We start from the raw sequence: 17,557 nt of genomic DNA, 5'->3' as shown, positions 1-17,557 counted from the left end.
CTTACTCTCCCCCTGTAGCTAGTGCCATAATAGACTCTTGTGATGCCTCATCTTTCCCTAAAATGCCGCCGACTTTTCCTTCATGAATAACAAGAACTCGATCACTCATTCCTAAAACTTCCGGAAGCTCAGATGATACCATAATAACGGCATCGCCTTGCTCAGTAAGCTTATTCATGATAGAGTAAATTTCTTTTTTCGCTCCAACATCGACACCTCTTGTTGGCTCATCTAAAATGAGTAATTGCGGATGAATGCCTAGCCATTTTGCGATTACAATCTTTTGCTGATTTCCACCAGAAAGAGATTTCACTGCCTGCTCTCCGCTAGATGCTTTCACATTAAGAAGCTTCATCATATCCTCTGTAAACTGTTGTTCTAGCTCGTTGCTTAGAACACTTCCCTTTGAAAGACTTTCTAAATTCGGTAAAGCTAAATTTTCTCGAATTGAAAAATCTAACACTAATCCTTCAGACTTTCTATCTTCTGTAATGAAAGCAATTCTTTGTCTAATTGCATCTATCGGACTATCAATCTTTACTTCTTGTCCATTTATAAAAATTTGTCCAGAATCTAAAGGTTCATAACCAAATATCGCTTTCATAATATCAGTGCGACCAGCTCCCATTAAACCAGCTACACCAAGGATTTCACCTTTCCTTACTTGAAACGAAACATTTTCAAATTTCCCTTTCTTCGTTCCGTTACGCATTTCAAAAATGACATCACCAATTTGACTATTTCGCTCTGGGTAACGTTCACCAATGCTGCGCCCCACCATCATACTCACTACTTCATCAAATGATGTTTCTGGAATTAATCTCTTTCCAACGTATTCTCCATCACGCAAAATCGTAATGGCATCACATATCGAGAAAATCTCCTCCATACGATGCGAAATGTACACGAATGAAACACCTTCTTTACGTAACTTATTGATTACTATAAAGAGCGTTTCGATTTCACGATCCGTCAGTGCCGCAGTAGGTTCATCCATAATAATAACGCTCGCGTTTGTCATTAACGCTTTCGCAATTTCGATAATTTGCTGTTGTCCAACCGATAGTTCCTCTGCTAACATAGCACCTCTTACATGCAATCCTAGCTCTGCTAGTTGCTGCTGCGCAATCGCGTTCATTTGTCGAGTGCGTAAAATACCTGTTTTCCCATACATTAACTCTTTACCAAGAAACATATTTTCAGCTACTGTTAAATTCGGCAATATGTTTAGTTCTTGATGTATAAATGCGATGCCGTACTCTTCAGCTTCTTTCGCATTTTTAAAGGTGCGCTCTTGCCCATCAATCGTGATTGTCCCATCATCTTTTTTGTATACACCTGTTAAAATCTTCATGAGCGTTGATTTACCCGCTCCATTTTCCCCCATCAATGCATGGACTTCTCCTGTTTCAATCATAAACTGTGCATTCTTCAAAACAGGATTGCCATTGAACGCCTTTGAAATGTTTTTCATTTCAATATGCATTCCCATCACTTCCCTTTATTAAAAAATCACGCCTGCATGTAAAATTACATTTGCATAAGGCGTAGCCTCGCCTGTACGAATAATCGCCTTCGCTTTCTTTGTATGCTCTTTAAATTGTTCATGAGATACATACTCAAATGCTGGCTCTATTAATTTTTGCTCGATCTCTTTATTTACTTCCGCATTATTTATAATGACTTCTTCTGCTAACGTCACTTTTTCGATTGCCATATCATCAGCTACAACTTGTAACACCTCTAAAAAACTCGGTTTTCCAATCTCAACAGCTAAATCAATTCGTTTTACTCCATCCGGAATCGGTAACCCGCAATCAGCAATTACAACCGTATCTGTATGCCCAAGTGAAGCAAGGACTGCCGCGATTTCACTGTTTAATACACCATGCTTTTTCATCCAACAATCACCTGCACTTCACGTACTCGATCTCTCGTTGGCATACCGCCCTGTGCTCCAAGTTTCGTTACAGAAAGACCACCGGCAATATTCGCGAAACGAATTGCTTTTTGAAGTGTCTCTCCTTCAGAAAGTGCAACTGCTAACGCACCATTAAATGTATCACCAGCTCCAGTTGTATCCACTACATCAACAGCAATGCTAGGAACATGTACAATCTCTGTGCCATTATGGAAACGAACACCGTTAGAACCTTCTGTCATCAATAATTTATTTGGATACTTCGCCAATAAATCTTCAATTGGTGATGTAAAATCATCTAATACAATGCGGCACTCATGTTCATTTGGCGTAATATAAGTTGCTTTTTCTAAAATTTCTTCTGATAAAACTTGTGCTGGCGCTGGATTCAACATAACAGGAATATTATGTTCCTCACAAATAGCCAATACATATTTTACTGTTTCAAGTGGAATTTCTAGTTGAAGAACAACCATATCCGCTTTTACAAGAAGGTCTTTGGAGCGATCTACAACTGACTTATTTACAAGAGCATTTGCCCCTTGTACGACAACAATACTGTTATCTTCTTCTGCTAAAACGATATGAGCAATTCCTGTCGTTCTATCTGTAACCGGTACCACATAATCGATAAAAATGCGTTCGTTCTCTAAATTTTTTCTAACTACTGTTCCATAATCATCATTTCCTACCGCTCCAACCATCGCTACATTTGCTCCTAACCTAGCTGCAGCAACTGCTTGGTTTGCCCCTTTCCCTCCTGGGATTGTATGAAACGCTTCACCAATTACTGTTTCTCCTGCTTTCGGCCGTTTTTTTGAAACAGCCACTAAGTCCATTGAAATGCTTCCTACTACTGCAATATTTGGCATCTGTTTCATCTCCTTACTTCGTTGTATTTCGTTCTATAATTTCAATCGGCAAACGATAGTGTTTCTCTTCTAATGTATTTCCTTCCATTTGCTCTAACAACAACTCTGTTGCAATTTTCCCCATTTCATATATCGGTTGTGCAACTGTTGTAATAGATGGATACATCATTTCTGTTAAAGAAATTCCATCAAATCCAATAATTTGTAAATCATCTGGAATGGCAATCCCCTTTTGAAGTGCAGCCTTTACAATACCAATCGCAATTAAATCATTCCCAGCAACAATACCATCAATATGCGGGTATTCTTCTAATAATTCCATCGCTACACGCTCACTATTTGCTGGATCAAACGTACTCTCTGCAATCATATACGAAAGATTATTTTGCGTAATAACGTCTACAAAACCTTCAAAACGTTCATTTGCAGTACTCACATCACGTGGACCGCGAATATGTGCAATATGTTTACATCCTTTATCTAGTAACAACTTTGTCGCAGCCTGACTTCCTGCATAGTTATCTGCATATACAGTAGGAATACGCTCATTAAACATACGGTCAATCGCAACAACCGGGACAGATAAATTCATGTAATTAACACTATTTTGTGGATTCGTTGCTACAATAAATCCATCTACATTATTTTGTCTAAGTACATCAATGTATTGTTTCTCTTTTTCTAAACTTTCATCAGAGTTACAAAGGACAACTGTGTAACCTTGTTTATGTGCTACATCTTCTACGGCACGTGCAACTTCTGGAAAGAACGGATTCACGATATTTGGAACAACTAAGCCAATTAAACGAGACTTTTTATTATACAGTGAACGCGCTACTGTACTAGGCTTATAATCTAACATCTCAATTGCACGCTCTACCTTTTTTAATGTATCTTCGTGAACATATCCATTTTTATTTAAAACTCTGGAAACGGTCGCAACAGATACTCCCGCTAATTTCGCAACGTCTTTAATCGTACTCATTCTCTTTTCTCCTCATTTCATGTAACCGTTTACAGAAAATAATATAACGTATTTCTAAAAATACGTCAATCATTTCTCACTAAAAAGCTTTTAAGGTTATACTCAAAAAAGCACCGCCATAAGGCGATGCTTCTTCATTACGAGTATGATACAGTTTTTTCTTTTTCTTCTACAGCAGGCTCTTTAGCATCTTTTTTACGATCTGATAATTTAATTTTTTGTAAGAAAATCGTAAAGATGGCACCTACTACGATAAATACTAATCCTGTTAAGAATACAGTATGAAGCGAGTCTACTAAAGAGTTTTTCAAAATAGGTACAATGCTGTTAGCGAACGCTTCTGGCATTTGTTTTAATGCCTCTGGGCTAAATAGCATCGAATATAAACCTTGTGGATCTGTGTGAATCATATCTTTAAATTTCGTTACCATTTGTCCCGCTTCTTTCGGGAATGTATCTAATACAGGTACTAATTTATTTGTTAACGTTGTACCTGAAGTGTTATTCATAATTGATCCTAAAATTGTAATACCAAATGTTCCACCAATTTGACGGAAGAACTGACTTGATGACGTTACGACACCAAGGTCTTTTTTCGGGAAGCTTTCTTGTAACGCTAATGTTAATGTCGGCATTACAAGACCCATTCCTAAACCGATAACCATCATATAAGAAGTAGCTGTAAGCTTCGTTGTGTGCATATCCATCGTTGTTAATAACCAGAAACCACCCGCCATAATAAGCATACCTGCGATAATTTGTGGTTTTACACCAACTTTTAATACAAGTTGCCCACCGATAATACTCATTACAATCATTGTAATCATCATTGGAGTCATAATTGTTCCTGATTCAGCAGCACTTACTCCTACAATACCTTGCATGAAGAATGGTACGAACATAATCGCGCCGAACATTCCAATACTCATAAAGAATCCAATCGCATTCAGTATTGTAAATGTGCGATTTTTAAAGAAATGCATTGGTAAAATCGGCTCTTCAGCTTTCGTTTCAACAATAACAAAGCTAACGATACCAATTACAGCTAGTGCAAATAAACCGATAATTTGCCAAGAGTCCCATGCATAATCTTTTCCGCCAAACGTTAGCGCAAGTAATAAACTTACAACACCTAGAATCATCGTAAAGATTCCAGCGATATCAATTTTAATTGGTCCTGTTTGTTTATGTGATTTTAATCCCATTGCAATAAAGATTGTTGCTAAAATACCAACCGGTAAGTTAATGTAGAATACCCATCTCCAGTTCACTGCATCTACAATCCACCCACCAACTTGTGGTCCAATTACAGAAGCAAGACCGTATAACGCACCAAAAATACCTTGCCATTTCGCACGTTCTTTTCCCGTGAACATATCTCCAATAATAATCATAGCCATTGGCATCATAATACCGCCACCAAGACCTTGAATACCACGGAAAATAATTAATTCTGTCATACCATTTGCCATACCACATAACGCCGAACCAATCATGAAAATAACTAGCCCTGTTATATATACGTTACGACGACCAAGTAAATCCGCTAACTTACCTGCAATTGGTACAACTGTCGTTGATGTTAACATATATGCTGTTGTTAACCATGTCATTAAACTTAATCCGCCTAGGTCACCGACGATACGTGGCATTGCTGTACCAACAATTGTTCCATCTAATGCAGCAAATAGCATCGCGATTACTAAACCGATTAACAACAACTTTCTATTTTGATTTTCTTGTTGTTCCATGTAATCTCCTCAATTCCTCTTAGTTATTCTCTTTTTTCTCTTGTGTCCCGCAAATAATGGTTTCTAACTTCTCAAAGAGACGTAATAAATCTTCTCTTTCTTGCAACTCTAAATGTGAAAAGTATTTTGCAATATGCTCGTTGCGAGCTGTCATTGCCTCTTCTACTCTAGATTTCCCCTTTTTCGTTAACTCGATGATGACAACACGACGGTCATCTTTGTCGTGATAGCGTTCTACAAGTTCTTGATCGATTAGACGATCAATCATCACTGTAATTGCGCTAGGCTTCACGTACATCTTTTTTGCTAATGTTGTCGCTCTTGAAGCCCCATAATGATCTAGAATCTTTAAAATATAAAACTGCGGTGGTGTAAGTCCTGTTGCTTGCATTTGTTCTAATAACTCCGTCTGCATTTTCTTTCCAATCGAAAAGGCTAGAGCTTGAATTTTATCGATATGCGTCATATCATTTGGCATGTTATCCACCTCTTATTTAAACAATAAAATATTTAACGTATTTAAATATTAATCCCACGAACAAAATCCGTCAATACTTTTATTCATAAAAACGTTTACATTTTTGTCACAAAGTTGTATAATTTTCGACGAAGTTAATATTGACAGTCACGGAGAAACGGAGTACACGGCTATGAATCATAAAAAAGGAAACTTTTTTATATTTCATGGCCTTTTTATATTCTCTGTCTTAAAACGCTTCGAATTAATTAGGGGAGGATTTTCATTTTATGTTTTTCACACAATTATTTAAACCTGCGCCCCACGCGGAACGCTTACCAGCTGATCGCGTTGATAGCGAATACCGTAAATTACGTTTACAAGTATTCTTAGGTATCTTCATTGGTTATGCAGGTTACTACTTTGTTCGAAAAAACTTTTCACTAGCAATGCCATACTTAATCGAGCAAGGATTTAGTAAAGGGGAACTTGGGGTTATCCTTTCAGCAGTATCTATCGCTTACGGATTAAGTAAATTTCTTATGGGTATCGTATCCGACCGTTGTAATCCTCGCTACTTTTTAGCAGCTGGGCTATTTTTATCAGGTATCATTAATATTATTTTCGGCTCATTTTCTTTCATTACAACGAGCATTATACTTATGTTTGTACTTCAGTTTTTAAATGGATGGGTACAAGGCATGGGATGGCCTCCTTGTGGTCGTACGATGGTTCACTGGTTCTCTATTAGCGAACGTGGTACAAAAATGTCTATTTGGAACGTCGCTCATAATGTCGGCGGCGCGCTGATGCCTTCTCTTGTAACATTAGGCTTATACTTCTTTGCAAATGACTGGCATAGTATTTTTTACTTCCCAGGTATTCTTTCAATTTTAGTTGGTATTTATGTACTAATTACAATGAAAGATACACCTCAATCTTGTGGACTACCTTCTATTGAAGAGCATACTGGAGAATATCCACCAGATGAGAAAATAAAAGATCGCGAACGCGAACTTTCGGCAAAGGAAATTTTATTTAAATACGTACTAAACAATAAATTTTTATGGTACATCGCTATTGCGAACGTTTTCGTGTATTTCGTACGTTACGGCGTTGTAGACTGGGCTCCTACTTATTTAGTAGAAGAAAAAAGCTTTACTCATAGTAGCTCACGTACTGCTTACGCTCTATATGAATGGGCTGGTATTCCAGGTACACTTCTTTGCGGATGGATGAGTGATAAACTATTTAAAGGACGTCGTGCACCTGCTGGTATTTTATTTATGATTGGTGTATTTATCGCAGTTCTTGTTTACTGGTTAAATCCTCCTGGTAATCCAATGGTTGATAGTATCGCTCTTGTCGCAATTGGATTTTTAATTTACGGACCGGTTATGTTAATTGGTCTACACGCTCTTGACTTAGCACCAAAGAAAGCTGCTGGAACTGCAGCAGGCTTAACTGGATTCTTCGGTTACTTAGGCGGAGCTGCTTTCGCTAGTGCCGCTATGGGCTTTATCGTAGATGCATTCGGGTGGGATGGCGGATTCATCTTATTACTTGCATCTTGCATACTTGCAATGTTCTTCCTTGCCCTTACTTTAAATACAGGGTCAGTAAAATCAAAACAAGCTTAAATAACATATAAAAATCATAAAAATAGCTCTTAGCATCTACATACATGCTAAGAGCTATTTTTTATTTTCATTGCTGTTCCTACTAATGATAACAACCAATTCCTTCCCTACTCTAATATTAAAAAATTTGATGAAACACCTTTATTAAAACAGCTAACGTAACAGATGCAGCAAATCCCCCTAGACAAATTAAGCTTACCCCTTGACTATATGACAAATTTTGAAATGATTTCATTGCTTCCATCCTCCCTATCTCCCCTGTGATACTTTTATTTTACCAATGGGAAAAATTTCATAACATCGATTTCTCTAACAACTAACTTACAAATTTGTAAGTTAACATCTTTTCAACTTATATATCTAGTATTTCCACAAATAAGAGTTATTTATACATAAAAAAGACCTCAGTTATACTAAGGTCTTCATTACATTCTATTTTATTTTATAATCATCACCGGACATTTCACTCGTTTTGCTATTTTATGACTGACACTACCAAGCACCATTTCTTGCAGTGTATTTAGCCCTCTGCTTCCAGCGATAACAAGATCTATATCTCCTGTATTTACATATTGAACAATTGTATCTCCAGGATCACCATGTAATATCGTAATTGTATAAGAAATGTTCTCTTTCTTTAATAGACCTTCAATCTCTTTTAATTTATCTTTTCGACTAGCTGATATTGTTTCTAAGTCTGTTTGACCTTGTATAATATCTGATTTTGCCGTTCTATTATCTACTACGTACACAACTTCAACATTTGTTTCTTCGCTACATTTCGCAATATATGTTGCATGTTCCGCTGCTCGAAGTGCATGTTCAGAACCGTCACATGCTAATATAATTTGTTTGTACATATGCTGAATCCCCTTTTCGTTATCCTACTCGTATTATATAATAAAGCCCCCTAAAAAGGAGGCTTTTAACTAGCAATTCTTTTATTATAAGTAGCCAAATTTGCAACAAGTTTTGAGCTACGTTCATTTAATCCTGTTATACTTACTTTCACACCACTTTGCTCATACTTCATGATAACTTTATCAATTGATGCCACTGCTGAATCATCCCATACGTGCGCATGAGTAAAATTCATTTCAATTTCTTTTACATCTTCATTAAATGAAAAATTATTTATGAAATCGGCTGTAGATGCAAAGAAAAGTTGACCGTGAATTTCGTATATTTTCTTATTTTCAATATATAAATGTTTCACGTGAATCTTTGCCATATTGAATGCAAATAACACCGCACTAATTACTGTTCCGATAATTACACCTAATGCTAAATTATGTGTAATTAAGACAATCACAACTGTTACAATCATAACAAATGCGTTTCCTTTTGGTACTTTATGAATCGTTGTTACAGAGTTCCAATCAAACGTTCCGATTGAAACCATAATCATAACCGCAACTAAAGCTGCCATCGGAATATGAACGACATAATTCCCTAAAACGAATAGTAATACGATTAAAAATCCGCCCGCTACAAATGTTGATAGGCGACCTCGTCCACCTGATTTAATATTAATAACAGATTGACCGATCATTGCACATCCTGCCATTCCTCCGAAAAATCCAGCAACGATGTTTGCGATCCCTTGTCCGCGTGCCTCTTTATGCTTATTACTTTCTGTATGCGTCATATCATCTAAAACTGAAGCTGTTAATAAAGACTCTAGTAAACCAATGATTGCAAGCATAACTGCATAAGGTAAAATAATCCCTAATGTTTCTAATGTAAATGGCACATCAGGAATACTAAAGAACGGTAATTCTTTCGGTAGGCTTCCCATATCCCCTACTGTTTTCAACTGTAATCCGCTCATAAGTGCAATACTCGTCACAATAATAATTGAAATAAGCGTAGAAGGTACAGCCGTTGTAATACGTGGAAATAAATATATAATTGCAAGTCCTAATACAACGAGTGCATACATTTGCCAAGTTGCATTTTTAAAATGCGGTAATTGCGCTGTAAAAACTAAAATTCCAAGTGAATTTAAAAAACCACTCATAACAGATTTCGGAACAAACTTCATAAATGAGCTCAGTTTGAACACGCCAAAAATAATTTGGACGATACCTGTTAATATTGTTGTAGCAAATAAATATTGCAAACCATGATCTTTAACAAGCGTTACCATTAATAATGCCATTGCACCTGTTGCAGCTGAAATCATTCCAGTTCTTCCGCCAACAAATGAAATGGTAACCGCAATACAAAAGGCTGCGTATAGTCCAACTGTCGGATCCACGCCTGCAATAACAGAGAAGGCTATCGCTTCAGGGATTAATGCTAAAGCAACGACAATTCCTGATAACACGTCCCCTCTCACATTAGAAAACCAGTCATTTTTTATCGTTTGAAACAAAATACCACTCCTCTACTCCTTTATAATTTGATTTTCTCCATAAGAAAATCTAGCCGACTGCACGAAAGCTATTATATAACGAGTAGAAGATTTTTTGCTATGTAAAAGTTTCCTAAAGAAAAAGACGCTACCTTAGCAGCGCCTTTACTCACTTTATTAATGTCCACCGTGTCCTTGACCACTTTCCTGAACAATTTCTAACCTCTCATCTAGTATTCCTTGTGTTTCAAATGAAATATCACTCGTACTTCCTAATAAGAAGCCATGATTATATGGTCCAAGTGTTGGATCATCTTTAAACTTCGGCTGAATAGTAGCAAGGAAGTCATACACTGGTTGTGAAGCTTTCCCTTCTTCTAACAAGACAATAGGTGCGTGTTTACCCATATGTGAAAAAGGTGCTCCAGCAACTGCTAAATCTGGTGTTTTGCTTGAAACAAATGATAAACCGTGACCAGGTTTTGTGAATCCCCAGCCAAATTTTGTTTTTTCATCTTTAAATTTAGCGAACGCAATCGAGTTTTCTGTAGGGGTCTCTCCACTAATACGCGTTACTTTCCCGTATTTGCTTAACTCTTTTTCTACTTCTTTTGAAACAATTTTTTCTGGCCCTAATACATATATATTTGCTTTATCTTTTCTCATTTTTAATGCCTCTATTGTCGCTTCTGGCACTTTATTCTTTTCTGTATAGAGTAGTGGTTCCGGCATATGAGAAATCCAATTTACAGCGGGTGTTGTATATAAACGTCCTTCTTCTGCAGACGAACCGATAATAACACTATTTGGGTAGCTTCCTGTTATATCGGCATACTCCTTATCAACATCCTTCGCAAATATAGCTGGGTCCGTTTCTTTTATTTGTTTTACTTTATAACCTTTCAATTGTTCAAGCGCGCTAGTACCTACATCTCCCATCACCATAATTTGTGTTCCATCTTTCGTTCCGATTGGATTTAATCGTTTTATTTCTTTTAACGTCATTTCCGGTATCTTTTCTTTTTCTATAAATAAAATCGGCCCGTTATTCGGATGATGAATAAGGTCTGCACTCGCAATACCTAATTGCCACTCGCTTGCTGGTACTAAAATAACAGCACCTGGCTGGTTCTCTTTATGGGTTGCTGGCCATATCGTTTGCGAAGTTAACACTGCCATTTTTAGGGGGTCATTTGTATTTAACCTCGTTACATTTTTTAGACTTGTCGTTAATAAATCATTCGATGCCCCTTCGTTCATTTCTTTTGGCGCGGTTACTTCCTGATTCATTTTCATTTCCTTTTGCTCTGTTTTCTTCTCTTTTGTAGATTCATGATTTTTATGGTCTGTATTCGTTTGCCCACATCCAGCAAGACCAACTGCTGTAATTATTGTTATCCCAAAAATTTGGGTCATTTTTTTCACTATACCGCCTCCGTATTAATCATTTTTGAGCCAATATGATTACCTAAAATGTAATTTCAACTCCACAATAACAAGCAATTCTGAAGAAATTATGCAGACACATCATAATCTGCACCATTTCTTCATGATTTTGCATTACACTTTAAGTAACGATTATAAATATGGAGGGCTCTCTATGATTGATATACTGCTCGTAGACGATGAACCGAGAATGCTTGAATTATTAACGCTTTATCTTACTCCAATTGGATATAACTGCGTATGTGCGACTTCCGGAGAAGAAGCTATTTTACATATAGAAAATCGAAACTTTAAATTTGTTTTACTCGATATTATGATGCCAAAGATGGACGGATGGGAAACGTGCAAAAGAATCCGTTCATTTAGTAACGTTCCTATTATTATGGTTACCGCTCGTGATCAAACAGTAGATGTCATCCAAGGATTAAAACTCGGAGCGGATGATTACGTAACGAAACCTTTCCATGAAGAAGAACTTTTCGCAAGAATTGAAGCCGTTTTAAGACGTACAAATGAACATAAACAAATCCAATATCACGGTATTGTATGGGATGAAACAAAACACTTCGCTTCTGTACATAATGAAGAACTTCTTCTCACACCGATCGAATTCTCTTTACTCGGGTTATTTTTACGCCATGTGAATTATGTATTAAGCCGTGATCAGCTCATTGAACGAATTTGGGGATTAAACACAAATACAGAAGATCGCACAGTCGATTCACATATTCGTAATTTGCGTGATAAATTGCGAAAAGCAAATTTCCCTATTGATCATCATTTAAAAACCGTGTATGGAGTAGGTTATCGATGGATTGATACCGAACATTAAGGAGCAAAGTGATGAAACGAATCTCTATTCAATTCGGATTTTATTTTTTAATTGTCACACTTTTAATTGAAAGTGTTCTATTTGTATTGCTCTATTATAGTCTCGTAAACACTAGAGTAAATGAAGAAATGACTGCTTTATTAAAACGTGGAAACAGTCATCGTGATGTACTTGAAAAATATTATGATAAGCAAACAATCTCTCACGTAGCACTAATGGAATCTGAAGCTGAAACAACTGTCGTTATTACAAATACAAATAAAGAAATACTAGCTAAATCTAACGAAATAAACACGACTATAAACGATCATATTAGTAAAATGCAAACTCGAACAGACCATAATGGAGCGATTATAGAAAATCATTGGAAAACATCTAATTATATATGTACAGTTAGCCCTATTGTAGTCGATGGAAAACATGAAGGCTATGTGTACATGTTTCTTGGAACAGAATCAATTGAAAAGTTGGTTAATGGATTAACGAAACAATTCATTATTGCTGGTGCCATCACGTTTCTACTCACAGTCATCACAATTTTCCTATTATCACGTTTATTAACAAAGCCATTGTTACACATGAAACATGCAACTGAAAAAATGAGTAAAGGCGATTTGTCCGTTTCATTAACGACTACTCGAAATGATGAAATTGGTGAACTAGCATCATCTATTCAAACGCTCGCAAATGATTTACATTATATGAAAACAGAGCGAAGTGAATTTCTAGCAAGTGTTGCTCACGAATTACGAACACCGTTAACATACGTACGAGGTTATGCTGACATTGCTTTAAAAGAAAGCACCCCTCCTGAACAACGTTTGCGATATTTATCAATTATAAAAGACGAGTCTGATTACATTACAAACTTAGTTCAAGATTTATTTTCACTTGCACAAATAGAACAACATAGCTTTTCTATTCAAGTAAAGGAAGTGCATTTACACACCTTCCTTACTCGCATAGCTGAAAAAGTAAACGCCATGTATAAAGAAAGATACATTAAAGTTTCTTTCTCTTGTTCTCCTACATTGCTAGTAAACTTAGATGAACAGCGATTCGAACAAGTGATAGTGAACATTTTAAATAACGCTTATAGACATTCAAAAGAACATTCTCATATAAACATTTCTATTACAGACGAACATAAACGTATCTCCATTACAATTGAAGATGAAGGCGAAGGTATTCCACCTGAAGACCTCCCTCACATTTTTGACCGCTTTTACCGTGTCGATAAAGCAAGATCACGATCTACAGGCGGAACTGGTTTAGGACTCTCTATCGTGAAGGAAATTGTAGAACTACACGGCGGAAATATTACTGTAACGAGCGAAGTCGATTACGGGTCTTGCTTTATAGTTTCATTACCATCCATAAAGAAACACGACTATCATCAATAGTCGTGTTTTTTTATCCCGCATTAACGGGCAGTAAGACCCCTACATCAAAATTCAGCGGAAGCAAAGAAGTTAGGTGGGGGATCAACTGCCCGTAAAAGCCCGATTGGTTCAACTAATAATCAGTGGGAGATGAACAAAACCCCCACTGATTAAAGTTTCACTTTATCATTTTACTTTATAATATAAATTTACAAATTGCCCAAAACGTTTCGTATCCGTTAAAGTTAAATTAATTTCTGGATTCTTGTCTTGAAATAACGGAACTCCAGAACCTAATATATGCGGTGTAATTGTAACAACATATTCATCAATTAAATTATTCTTAAAGAACTCTCTCAGTAGACTCCCTCCACCGACCATCCATATTTTAGATCCTTCTTGCTCTTTCAACCTTTTCGTAAACTCCACTACCTCTTCATTTACAAAATCCACGTGTTCATTTGAACCTTTTTGTGAGTTAGAAAAAACATAACATTTTTTATCTAAATACGGGAATGTTTCCATATGCTCTACTACATAATCGTACGTTCTTTTTCCCATAATTATTGTATCAATCGTTTCGTACATTTCTGTATAACCGTTATCTCCCTCTCCTTCGGTTTCCATTAACCACTGTAAATCATCATCTTCTTTCGCAATATATCCATCCAAGCTAGCGGCTATAAATAAAACTATTTCACGTGACATATTTTTTCCTCCTTACATCCCATCTTGATAACATTATGCTGTAAACAATATACTAACAATAAAACACGACAATTTATGTCATGTTTAAAAAGAAAAAAGGTGATACATTTGTCAAAAGCTAAACGCTTATTAGATATTCTTATATTTGCTTCTGCAAAAAAAGCATTTACAGCTCAAGAAATAGCTGATGAATTTAATATTTCCGTTCGTACTGTCCACAGATACATTTTAGATTTAAGTGATATGGGATTACCTATTTATGCAGAACAAGGTCGTAATGGAGGATATAAAGTATTAACGAATAAAGTCATTCCCCCTATTTTATTTACTGAAGAAGAAGCGGTATCCATCTTTTTTGCTTTTCAATCTTTAAGTTACTATCGAGACTTACCTTTTAACACAGAAATCAATTCCGTTACGCATAAACTGTATAGCTCTCTACAACATGATGCGAAAGTGAAAGTTAATAAAATACGTTCTTATATCGCTTTTTGGAATCCGAAGAGAACAATTGATACACCTCTATTAAACGCAGTGTTAAGTGCGGCTATTGAAAATAAAAATTTACACTTTCAATACGAATCTAAATCGGGGATAAAAACAAAACATGTTCATCCTATCGGTGTATACGCTCATGATGGGCTATGGTACTTACCATCCTATGACTTCAGGAGAAAAAAAGTATTACTGTATCGTGTTGATCGTATTCTTTCTATATTATCAACAGAAAAAAATGAAAGTACGTTCATGAATTTAGAAGAATGGTTTACCTCTAACTCTAACGTAGTACACAGTCCTACTCAGTTGCATGTTTTACTGAAAACAGAAGGCGTGCGCCAATGTAAAAGTGTTCCTTACCTTGAAGAATTCGTGGTAATAAACGAAGACGGGACAGGATATATACATTCAACAATTGATAAAGGCGAAATCAACTTTATTACCCCTTTATTTTATAGACTTGGAAAAGATGCACGAATTTTAGAACCGAAAGAATTGATAGATGGTTTACTTATGCGTGCGAAAGAAGTTTTACATATGTATGAAGACGAAAAAAGCTGCTAAATATAAGCAGCTTTTTTCGTCCCGTTGTTCCTATTGTTTTATTATTGACGAATGTCAAACCACCAACGATTTTTCGAATTCATATTCTCAGTTCCACTAAAACCACTGTAACGGAAAGCATCAAGGAAAATTGAATCTAGTTTATCCTCATCCACAAAATAACCTAAATTAACTTTCATCGTTTGGCCAGGTAGGATACTGCCAATATTGTAGAAGCTTTTCCCATCTCCGTGAGGCTCTAAATAATCAACTTCTCCCGTCATAATACGCGTTGCATCCATTCCCTCTTCTTTAGCGTATTTCCATGCATTCCCTTCAAATTTAAGCTGCTTTATGGATGGATGCATATAGATTTCTTCTGTCGCCTGTTTACCAATATTTCTCACTGTTGTTGTCAAGTAGACAAATTTAACATTAACTAATTGCGAATCTACTAATGTATCAATTGAATCTTTACCATTCCCTAATTTATATACATCCCGTCTGTACGATAGCAGTTTTCCCGTCTGATCTAAAGCCTTCTTCTTGCTTAATATCCCTAGGCCAAGTTCATTAAAGTTCTCTTGTTTAAAATCTTTAATCGAATCAAAAACTTCAACTTTTTCTATCACATATTCAATTTGGCTGTTATCCATAGATATCGTTACTGGAACCTTTTGCCCTATATGAAATAGTCGTTTGCTATCTTTTTTCAAAGGAATCACTTTAGATTTTTTAGGTTCATCTGCTTGGCTAAAATACTTTTTATCATAATTTGATATATGTGATGCCTTTTCTTTTGACGTGGGCTCAAGTGAAATATTCCCTAAGACATCTATCATTTGTTCTTCATTTATATCTGATCCAATAAAACTTTCTAACATAATCCCTTCTTTCTCAAAAAAGAGAAAGACCTTCCTATCAAACATTACATTGTTGTTTCCAGTTTCTTTATGAACAATTACTGCTTTCTTGCCACCTATCTCTTTTTCTTCGTAGCTTTTTGAATATAAAGTTTGAAAGTCCGCATTTTCCCCTACTCTCCAAAGACTAAATGAAAAGCCTCCATTTGCGTCGTTATCTTTAAATGAATATTTCATAGCAGAGTCATCAATTGCTTCCATATTTTCTGGTAATTTATCAATTTTCAGCTTATACCACTTATCAGCCTTTTTCGTGTCCTTATTTGTTACCGACACATTTACTTCATAATTTTGTTTTTGAACAATCATATTATAGACTTTTACTGCACCAAAAACGGTTGTCGGCATACCAATCAATAAGCAGGCAGCAGCGATTAACATACGATGTCTTTTACTCTTTTTCTGTGGTCGCTCGTCCTTCAGCTTCATTTCCTCCATAAACAGTTTCTTTTTGCGCGTATATGTATGTGAAAATTCATGTTGTTCTTCGGATTTATCAAAATCATCTAAAGCAATTTTTTCAGCAAGTTCATATATTTCTTTGGAGTTCTTTGAATTCGTCATGTTGTATACCTCCTATCATATTTTGGACTCGTTTTCGAGCGCGTTCAAACTGCTTGCGGACATTAGCCTCCGTAATCCCCATTACACTTGAAATTTCTTGATACGTTAAGTTATAGAAGACTTTGTACTTAAACACCTGTCTGTTAGATTCATTTAACTCTTTTAGCAATGTATCAATTTGAACCTCAGACATTTTACGTTTTTCCCACTCTTCAATATTTTCATCTACTGCTTCTATTGATTCTCTTTCATATTCTTCTAAAAATGTTTCATGTCGTTTATTTTTCCGGTAACTATCAATCGCCTTGTTTTTCGCGATCCTCAAAATATAGCGTTTAAGCTCTTCAGTGCTCAAGCTATGGAGCTTTTCCAAGTTCTTATAAAGAGTAATAAACGTCTCTTGAACCGCATCTTCAGCCTGTTGAATATTATTTAAAATAGAATACGCTACATAATAAATTTTTTGTTCGTACAACTCGTATAGCTCTTCCATCTTTTCATAATCGTTATTTGTAACTTTCATATAATTCCTCCTCTCACTCTATATAACGAATGAGCACTGTACTTTGTGACACTGCAAAATCTTTTTATAGATAAAATTTAATAATAGAATAAACAAAAGCCCAATTTCTCTATTGTAACTGAGAAATTGGGCTTTTTAATATTAGAATTTTCCTGA

General features: G+C 35.9%; 17 protein-coding genes. 4 read left to right on the top strand and 13 right to left on the bottom strand.

The features are described from left to right. Position 1 precedes the first annotated feature (1 nt). The 6 genes from rbsA to CN409_RS24670 all read right to left on the bottom strand — a co-directional run bounded on the left by rbsA (position 2) and on the right by CN409_RS24670 (position 6,007). The gene (gene rbsA / locus CN409_RS24695; RefSeq protein ID WP_002162933.1) at positions 2-1,486 is read right to left on the bottom strand and encodes a ribose ABC transporter ATP-binding protein RbsA; all 1,485 of its coding nucleotides are present in this window, start codon (positions 1,484-1,486) and stop codon (positions 2-4) included. An 18-nt stretch (positions 1,487-1,504) separates the two neighbouring features. Continuing rightward, entirely contained in the window at positions 1,505-1,900 is a 396-nt protein-coding gene (gene rbsD / locus CN409_RS24690) for a D-ribose pyranase (protein ID WP_000716151.1), read from the bottom strand. Then, positions 1,897-2,793, bottom strand: coding sequence for a ribokinase (gene rbsK, locus CN409_RS24685; RefSeq protein WP_001132865.1), 897 nt, complete (start codon positions 2,791-2,793; stop codon positions 1,897-1,899). The genes rbsD and rbsK overlap by 4 nt, the downstream gene beginning before the upstream one ends. 13 nt (positions 2,794-2,806) lie before the next feature. Continuing rightward, on the bottom strand, positions 2,807-3,778 hold the full coding sequence (gene rbsR / locus CN409_RS24680; RefSeq protein ID WP_000104047.1) for a ribose operon transcriptional repressor RbsR: 972 nt from the start codon (positions 3,776-3,778) through the stop codon (positions 2,807-2,809). Between the two features lie 137 nt (positions 3,779-3,915). Further along, positions 3,916-5,529, bottom strand: coding sequence for an MDR family MFS transporter (locus CN409_RS24675; RefSeq protein ID WP_000437648.1), 1,614 nt, complete (start codon positions 5,527-5,529; stop codon positions 3,916-3,918). A gap of 19 nt (positions 5,530-5,548) precedes the next feature. Next, positions 5,549-6,007, bottom strand: a complete 459-nt coding sequence (locus tag CN409_RS24670) for a MarR family winged helix-turn-helix transcriptional regulator (RefSeq protein ID WP_001132366.1) — start codon at positions 6,005-6,007, stop codon at positions 5,549-5,551. A 269-nt stretch (positions 6,008-6,276) separates the two neighbouring features. On the opposite strand from CN409_RS24670, the gene glpT reads away from it, so the two are divergent. Beyond that, positions 6,277-7,626 carry a glycerol-3-phosphate transporter gene (gene glpT, locus CN409_RS24665; RefSeq protein WP_000466386.1) on the top strand — a complete coding sequence of 450 codons (1,350 nt, stop codon included), beginning with the start codon at positions 6,277-6,279 and terminating at the stop codon, positions 7,624-7,626. A 118-nt stretch (positions 7,627-7,744) separates the two neighbouring features. Here glpT and CN409_RS24660 read toward each other — a convergent pair whose 3' ends face one another. The 4 genes from CN409_RS24660 to CN409_RS24645 all read right to left on the bottom strand — a co-directional run bounded on the left by CN409_RS24660 (position 7,745) and on the right by CN409_RS24645 (position 11,407). Next, a complete protein-coding gene (locus CN409_RS24660) occupies positions 7,745-7,861 on the bottom strand; it encodes a DUF4027 family protein (protein WP_000834733.1) in 117 nt (38 codons plus the stop codon). Positions 7,862-8,063: 202 nt separating this feature from the next. Further along, positions 8,064-8,486, bottom strand: a complete 423-nt coding sequence (locus CN409_RS24655; RefSeq protein ID WP_000277998.1) for a universal stress protein — start codon at positions 8,484-8,486, stop codon at positions 8,064-8,066. 65 nt (positions 8,487-8,551) lie between these two features. Then, entirely contained in the window at positions 8,552-10,003 is a 1,452-nt protein-coding gene (locus CN409_RS24650) for a SulP family inorganic anion transporter (RefSeq protein ID WP_000487912.1), read from the bottom strand. A gap of 156 nt (positions 10,004-10,159) precedes the next feature. Next, positions 10,160-11,407, bottom strand: a complete 1,248-nt coding sequence (locus tag CN409_RS24645; protein ID WP_097981452.1) for an ArsR family transcriptional regulator — start codon at positions 11,405-11,407, stop codon at positions 10,160-10,162. A gap of 175 nt (positions 11,408-11,582) precedes the next feature. Between CN409_RS24645 and CN409_RS24640 the strand changes: the two genes are divergently transcribed. After that, on the top strand, positions 11,583-12,260 hold the full coding sequence (locus CN409_RS24640) for a response regulator transcription factor (RefSeq protein ID WP_000565487.1): 678 nt from the start codon (positions 11,583-11,585) through the stop codon (positions 12,258-12,260). Positions 12,261-12,271: 11 nt separating this feature from the next. After that, positions 12,272-13,663 (top strand): sensor histidine kinase, encoded by a 1,392-nt coding sequence (locus CN409_RS24635; RefSeq protein WP_000822549.1) that lies wholly within the window; start codon positions 12,272-12,274, stop codon positions 13,661-13,663. A 165-nt stretch (positions 13,664-13,828) separates the two neighbouring features. Here the strand turns inward: CN409_RS24635 and CN409_RS24630 are convergent, their stop codons facing one another. Beyond that, positions 13,829-14,350 (bottom strand): dihydrofolate reductase family protein, encoded by a 522-nt coding sequence (locus tag CN409_RS24630; protein WP_000085772.1) that lies wholly within the window; start codon positions 14,348-14,350, stop codon positions 13,829-13,831. A 75-nt stretch (positions 14,351-14,425) separates the two neighbouring features. On the opposite strand from CN409_RS24630, the gene CN409_RS24625 reads away from it, so the two are divergent. Then, entirely contained in the window at positions 14,426-15,412 is a 987-nt protein-coding gene (locus CN409_RS24625) for a helix-turn-helix transcriptional regulator (protein WP_141527739.1), read from the top strand. A 41-nt stretch (positions 15,413-15,453) separates the two neighbouring features. Here the strand turns inward: CN409_RS24625 and CN409_RS24620 are convergent, their stop codons facing one another. Both CN409_RS24620 and CN409_RS24615 read right to left on the bottom strand, forming a co-directional pair. Further along, positions 15,454-16,878 (bottom strand): DUF4367 domain-containing protein, encoded by a 1,425-nt coding sequence (locus CN409_RS24620; protein ID WP_000185125.1) that lies wholly within the window; start codon positions 16,876-16,878, stop codon positions 15,454-15,456. After that, complete coding sequence (locus tag CN409_RS24615; protein ID WP_000869275.1) at positions 16,844-17,401, bottom strand: RNA polymerase sigma factor; 558 nt, start codon at positions 17,399-17,401, stop codon at positions 16,844-16,846. Before CN409_RS24615 ends, CN409_RS24620 begins: the two co-directional genes overlap by 35 nt. Positions 17,402-17,557: the final 156 nt, after the last annotated feature.

Origin of the sequence: Bacillus sp. AFS012607, from assembly GCF_002558005.1 — a bacterium.
GTDB lineage: Bacteria > Bacillota > Bacilli > Bacillales > Bacillaceae_G > Bacillus_A > Bacillus_A thuringiensis_S.
The sequence above is the reverse complement of the archived record's forward strand: the minus strand, read 5'-3'. Positions and strand labels throughout refer to the sequence as shown.

Coding starts and splice junctions, on each gene's coding strand:
- CN409_RS24640 (WP_000565487.1), top strand. CDS start 11,583: ATGATTGATATACTGCTCGTAGACGATGAACCGAGAATGCTTGAATTA.
- CN409_RS24655 (WP_000277998.1), bottom strand. CDS start 8,486: ATGTACAAACAAATTATATTAGCATGTGACGGTTCTGAACATGCACTT.
- rbsA (WP_002162933.1), bottom strand. CDS start 1,486: ATGCATATTGAAATGAAAAACATTTCAAAGGCGTTCAATGGCAATCCT.
- glpT (WP_000466386.1), top strand. CDS start 6,277: ATGTTTTTCACACAATTATTTAAACCTGCGCCCCACGCGGAACGCTTA.
- CN409_RS24660 (WP_000834733.1), bottom strand. CDS start 7,861: ATGAAATCATTTCAAAATTTGTCATATAGTCAAGGGGTAAGCTTAATT.
- CN409_RS24630 (WP_000085772.1), bottom strand. CDS start 14,350: ATGTCACGTGAAATAGTTTTATTTATAGCCGCTAGCTTGGATGGATAT.
- CN409_RS24615 (WP_000869275.1), bottom strand. CDS start 17,401: ATGAAAGTTACAAATAACGATTATGAAAAGATGGAAGAGCTATACGAG.
- rbsD (WP_000716151.1), bottom strand. CDS start 1,900: ATGAAAAAGCATGGTGTATTAAACAGTGAAATCGCGGCAGTCCTTGCT.
- rbsR (WP_000104047.1), bottom strand. CDS start 3,778: ATGAGTACGATTAAAGACGTTGCGAAATTAGCGGGAGTATCTGTTGCG.
- CN409_RS24620 (WP_000185125.1), bottom strand. CDS start 16,878: ATGACGAATTCAAAGAACTCCAAAGAAATATATGAACTTGCTGAAAAA.
- CN409_RS24625 (WP_141527739.1), top strand. CDS start 14,426: ATGTCATGTTTAAAAAGAAAAAAGGTGATACATTTGTCAAAAGCTAAA.
- CN409_RS24675 (WP_000437648.1), bottom strand. CDS start 5,529: ATGGAACAACAAGAAAATCAAAATAGAAAGTTGTTGTTAATCGGTTTA.
- rbsK (WP_001132865.1), bottom strand. CDS start 2,793: ATGCCAAATATTGCAGTAGTAGGAAGCATTTCAATGGACTTAGTGGCT.
- CN409_RS24635 (WP_000822549.1), top strand. CDS start 12,272: ATGAAACGAATCTCTATTCAATTCGGATTTTATTTTTTAATTGTCACA.
- CN409_RS24670 (WP_001132366.1), bottom strand. CDS start 6,007: ATGCCAAATGATATGACGCATATCGATAAAATTCAAGCTCTAGCCTTT.